Raw genomic sequence first — 1,490 nt, forward strand, 5'->3', positions numbered from 1 at the left:
CCCTGGGGCTGGCGAAGCTGCTCCCGGATGCTGGGCTTGGCTCCCAGGCTGGGACGGGCAGCGTTGCGCTCCAGAGCAGCGCCCACGGCGGCGCGGTCAAAGTCGTCCCCCAGCTTGCGGGCGGTGATGGGTTTCGTTCGGTCGGGGGTGAGGTAGGACAACCGGCCCCGGCTCTCCTTGACAGTGATGCCCCGCTGCAACAGCCGCTGGGCAAAGTCCTCGAAGCTGACAGCAACAGCGAGGACGGCCCTGATCTCCCGGCGCAGCTTTTCCTTGTCCGTTTCAAACTTGGTGGGCGGTTTACCCTGGGCGGCAGCTTCGGTGTCCAGAGCAAGCTGCCCTTTCTTCTGCGCCCAATACTCGCGCTCGGTGACACGGTTCTTGCTCCCACCCAGCAAGTCGATTTGGTACAGCCCTGCCTCCTGGCATAGCTCCATGACCTCGGCCCGGAAGTGGCGCATAGCGGCGGCGGTGCATCGGTGCTTGGCCCCGGCCTGGGCNTCGCTGGCCCTGTCCATGTACGGCTTGCGCTCCACCTCGGCCACCCGCAGGGAGTTGATAACAATGTGGACATGGATGTTGCCGCTGTGGTTGTGGCCGTCCGGGTGGGTGCAGACCAGGGCTTGGTGTCCGGGGAACTGCTCGGCGCAGAACCGCTCCCCCAGCTCCTGGGCCTTATCCATCGTCAGGCCGTGGTCGGGGCCGTCCCTGGGGTCAAAGGAGAGGATGTAGTGATGGCTTTTCACATCCTCCCGCTGCTGGTTCTTGCCATAGCGGAGATTGGCCCGCATACAGGCCACNGCAAAGTCCTCCCCGCCGCAATTCAAAGAAGAAATGCGGTAGTCCTGGCGGGGGACAAGCCGCCCGTTCTCGTCCAGGACGGGCCTGCCGGTGAACTCGTCATGCTCAAAGGTGAGATACTGCTCCGCCGCCCCGTAGTCGGCATTTTTAGAGCTTAAATGTTTCAGTGTTGCCAATGGCTTCACCTACCTCCCGAAGCACCCGGAACTTGAGGGCGGCGAGGTCGGACAGCTCCGCCCGAACATCGGCGGCGAGGGTGTTGTACGGCGCTCCGTACTCGTTGAGATAGCGGGCGATCTGGTTGAGGTTGCCGCCGATCTTCCCGTACTCCCCGGTCAGCCTGCCGATAGCGGCAAGCACTTCGTCATTGACGGGAGACACGGTGATGATGGGCTTGACGGTCGCGCCGGTGATGGCCTGCCGGATAAATTCGGACTGGCTCATGCCGTATGCGGTCAGGCGCTCCATGAAGTCGGCGTGTTCTTCCTCGGTCACACGGGTCTTGATGATGCGGTCGCGGTGGGGCGTGTTGTAGCGTTTGGACAATAATTTTTACCTCCTGTTTTGAAATTCCCTTTAGGGTATAGTTCGCCCATTATACACCTTTCAAGTTTTCCATATTCAGTTGTCATGGGCGATGTGTTACGCGGTGGAAAAGGGAACATCAGGCTTTGGAAAAACACAATGCA

General features: G+C 61.0%; 2 protein-coding genes. Both read right to left on the reverse strand.

Annotated elements, in window-relative coordinates:
* The coding region (locus tag JX325_RS16590; protein WP_204792136.1) for a relaxase/mobilization nuclease domain-containing protein at window positions 1–977 on the reverse strand (977 nt) is incomplete at its 3' end.
* On the reverse strand, window positions 949–1,347 hold the full coding sequence (locus JX325_RS16595) for a plasmid mobilization relaxosome protein MobC (protein ID WP_204792137.1): 399 nt from the start codon (window positions 1,345–1,347) through the stop codon (window positions 949–951). The genes JX325_RS16595 and JX325_RS16590, both read right to left, overlap by 29 nt.
* Between the last annotated feature and the right edge of the window lie 143 nt (window positions 1,348–1,490).

Origin of the sequence: Oscillibacter sp. CU971 (assembly GCF_905219725.1) — a bacterium.
Taxonomy (GTDB): Bacteria; Bacillota; Clostridia; order Oscillospirales; family Oscillospiraceae; genus Oscillibacter.